The organism is Shewanella sp. 11B5 (genome assembly GCF_002836795.1).
GTDB lineage: Bacteria > Pseudomonadota > Gammaproteobacteria > Enterobacterales > Shewanellaceae > Shewanella > Shewanella frigidimarina.
This window is the reverse complement of the sequence record NZ_PJAP01000872.1, coordinates 1-3,456: the sequence shown is the minus strand read 5'-3', so window position 1 is coordinate 3,456 and position 3,456 is coordinate 1. Positions and strand designations below refer to the sequence as shown.

Genomic DNA, 3,456 nt, shown 5'->3' with positions numbered 1-3,456 from the left:
GAAGCGACGCTAGTCTTTTTTGCTTAGCGTAACAATAACAATGGGATGTGGCTTTTACTGATCATCCGTGTCGTATTACTACCAACAAAAAATTCACGAATCCGTGAATGACCATAAGCACCCATTACCATTAAATCAATTTGGTGTGCTAGCTGGTAAGCCTCTAGAGCCGTTTGCACTTCCCCCTGACAAACCGCCGTTGTCACCTCAAAACCAGCCTCAGTAAGAGAGTCTGCAACCGAGGTCAATTCGGTTTGCGCTTGAGATTCATTGTCAGACACCATCACTAAATGACATCCGAGTCCTTTAAGTAGTGGGCTGCTAATCACTCGTTCAAGCACTGTTTTCGAGGTGGCGCTGCCATCATAAGCAATCATAAAACGGCTTGGCATTGCAAACTCAGGCATCACCACTAAAATCGGCTGCTTAAGCGTGCGAATAACACTTTCTAAATGACTGCCAATCGCTTGCGCTTGATCTTGATGCTGCTCACCTTGACGACCAATAACCACCAGTCTGGCATCGGCTTCTTGCTCAAGCAGCGTTTCCACTAAATCCCCATGGCGCTGCAGTGTTTGCACCGTCACAGTAGGTTGCGCCGCTACAATGCTCGTTTGAGCATCTTGTAACATATATTTACCTTGTTCGAGCGCGAGTTTACTCATGCGCCCTTCAAGTTCAACCATCTCAGCAAGTAAATGCTCTCGGCTACCAAGGCCAATATTTCCCGACAGATTTAACTCTGTAGGATAGGCAGACTTATCCAATACATGTAATAAGGTCACAGGGGCATTCAACTGCATAGCCGCCCACCCACTAGCATCAGATACCGCGCGTGTTGCTTTTGAACCGTCGATACAGGCAATCACATTTGTCATCATTATTATCCTTTTATGGTGTTGCTATGGGCTTAGTGACCTGACATCATTTTTTCAACGTCTTCGGGTTTATCATGCACACCAAATTTATCCACAATGGTAGCGCTGGCTTCGTTAAGACCAATTAACTCTACTTCAGTGCCCTCGCGGCGGAATTTAATCACCACTTTATCGAGCGCCGATACCGCAGTAATATCCCAAAAATGCGCCAAAGATAAATCAATAGTGACTTTTTCAACCACTTCTCTGAAATCAAATGAGTTGCTGAACTTATCTGCTGAGGCAAAAAAGACTTGGCCAACAATTTGATAATGACGGCCGGCTTCTGCGGTGGTGTCGGTGCTTTTAACCACCATAAAACGACCCACTTTATTAGCAAAGAATAACGAGGCAAGTAACACACCTACAAATACCCCAATCGCTAAATTATGGGTAGCAACAACCACAACAACTGTGGCGACCATCACAAGATTGGTCGATAAAGGATGATGTTTAAGATTACGGATAGAATCCCAAGAGAAGGTTCCAATAGACACCATGATCATCACGGCAACGAGTGCAGCCATAGGGATCATTTTTAACCAATCACCTAAAAACACGATCAAGATAAGCAAAAACAAACCGGCAGAGAAGGTCGACAAACGCCCACGCCCGCCTGATTTAACGTTGATAATAGATTGACCAATCATGGCACAACCTGCCATGCCGCCCATTAAACCAGCACCGATATTAGCAATACCTTGGCCTTTACATTCGCGGTTTTTATCACTTGGCGTATCGGTTAAATCATCAACAATAGTCGCTGTCATCATTGATTCCAATAAACCAACAACAGCAAGACCTGCTGAATAAGGGAAGATGATCATTAACGTTTCAAGGGTTAATGGCACTTCTGGCCAAAGGAAGATTGGTAACGTATCAGGAAGTTGGCCCATGTCGCCTACGGTACGGATGTCCAATCCCATGTAAACCGCAAAAATGGTTAAGCCGACAATACAAATTAAAGGTGACGGCAACGATTTACCAATAACAGGGATTAATGGGAATAAATAAATAATCCCCAGTCCTGCTGCGGTCATGGCATACACATGCCATGTCACATTAGTAAGCTCTGGTAACTGCGCCATAAAAATTAAAATGGCGAGAGCGTTCACAAAGCCTGTCACCACTGAACGCGAGACAAAACGCATTAAACTGCCAAGCTTTAAGTAACCTGCTGCAATTTGAAATATGCCGGTCAATAACGTTGCTGCTAATAAATACTCAAGACCATGCTCTCTAACTAAGGTCACCATCAATAGCGCCATAGCACCAGTAGCCGCAGAGATCATTCCAGGACGCCCACCCGTAAACGCGATGACCACAGCGATACAGAATGAAGCGTACAAACCCACTTTTGGATCAACCCCAGCAATAATAGAAAAGGCAATCGCCTCAGGAATTAACGCTAGCGCGACGACTATACCTGCTAACAGATCTCCACGGATGTTGGAAAACCATTCTTTTTTCATGTTTTGTATCATGTATTTTACTCTGTTTTAATGTTAGCCAATATGCCAATAACATATGTTAACGCCTGATATATCAGCGTGCGTCAGCGGTGAAATTAACTCATTAATGCGACAAAATGATATTGGATAGTGATATACAACAAAAACTACCAACATGGCAGCAATTACGGACGGATCTTAACGATCCAAATAGGGAGGGAAAACTAATGCGGCTTAATATTCATTATGGAAAAACGACCTCGGCAATATGTGTAAATTAGGCTTAAAATTTATTAAACGCGCAGTGCATAAAAATGCAGCGGCAAGTATAAAGGGTTGCATAAGTAAAATCAAAGCGTTTAAACAGTAACGCCGCGGACACGTTTACTGGTTTAGAGCCTTGTCAGAGCAGTTAAAGTGGATACAACACTCAGCTATCCCCTTTTAATGCTCACACTCTAATCCCTATACCTACAACCCAGTAAACTTGCCATTTTGCACAATTATCGGTAGTTTTACTGTATTGAAAGACGTAAAAATAATAACAAAGGATTACGGATGGGAAACATACTTTGGGTGGCCTCTTACCCTAAATCGGGTAACACTTGGGTACGCGCATTTTTAGAAAACTATATTCAAAATCAAGATCAACCGATTGATATTAATACCATGCACACCATTTCGACGGCAGAGTCGGCCGCGCATCGTTACCAGCATTATTTACCAAAAGACAAAACGGCCACCACCGAACTGACTTTAGAAGAAGTCAGTGTACTAAGACCACAGGTTCAGGCTGATATTGCGCATCAAGCTAATGGCACCACATTTGTAAAAACCCACAACTACCTAGGCGAATACAACGGTCATCCACTGCATAACTCCTCTGTCACATCAGGAGCAATTTATGTGGTTCGTAACCCATTAGATGTGGCAATCTCAATGGCCAATTACTTTGATTATAGCATCGATGAAGCCATAGCTTATATGGCTGAAGAAATGACAGGCACGCCAAATGAAGCACCGCATGTGCCGCAAATTATTACCTCTTGGTCTATGCATGTGTCTAGCTGGACTGCCGATGACGCATC

At 43.5% G+C, this 3,456-nt stretch carries 3 protein-coding genes; 1 reads left to right on the top strand and 2 read right to left on the bottom strand.

All coding sequences use genetic code 11. The annotated features are described in order from the left end of the window. Positions 1-23: 23 nt before the first annotated feature. Both CXF78_RS17460 and CXF78_RS17455 read right to left on the bottom strand, forming a co-directional pair. Positions 24-878, bottom strand: a complete 855-nt coding sequence (locus tag CXF78_RS17460; protein ID WP_102037473.1) for a universal stress protein — start codon at positions 876-878, stop codon at positions 24-26. 32 nt (positions 879-910) lie between these two features. After that, positions 911-2,401 (bottom strand): SulP family inorganic anion transporter, encoded by a 1,491-nt coding sequence (locus CXF78_RS17455; protein WP_059748035.1) that lies wholly within the window; start codon positions 2,399-2,401, stop codon positions 911-913. Between the two features lie 525 nt (positions 2,402-2,926). Here CXF78_RS17455 and CXF78_RS17450 point away from each other — a divergent pair. Beyond that, positions 2,927-3,456 (top strand): sulfotransferase domain-containing protein (locus CXF78_RS17450; protein ID WP_145991545.1); only part of this gene is annotated, 530 nt, incomplete at its 3' end.

Bases quoted from the DNA above. Each gene is read 5' to 3' on its own strand.
- CXF78_RS17455 (WP_059748035.1), bottom strand. From the start codon at position 2,401: ATGATACAAAACATGAAAAAAGAATGGTTTTCCAACATCCGTGGAGAT.
- CXF78_RS17460 (WP_102037473.1), bottom strand. From the start codon at position 878: ATGACAAATGTGATTGCCTGTATCGACGGTTCAAAAGCAACACGCGCG.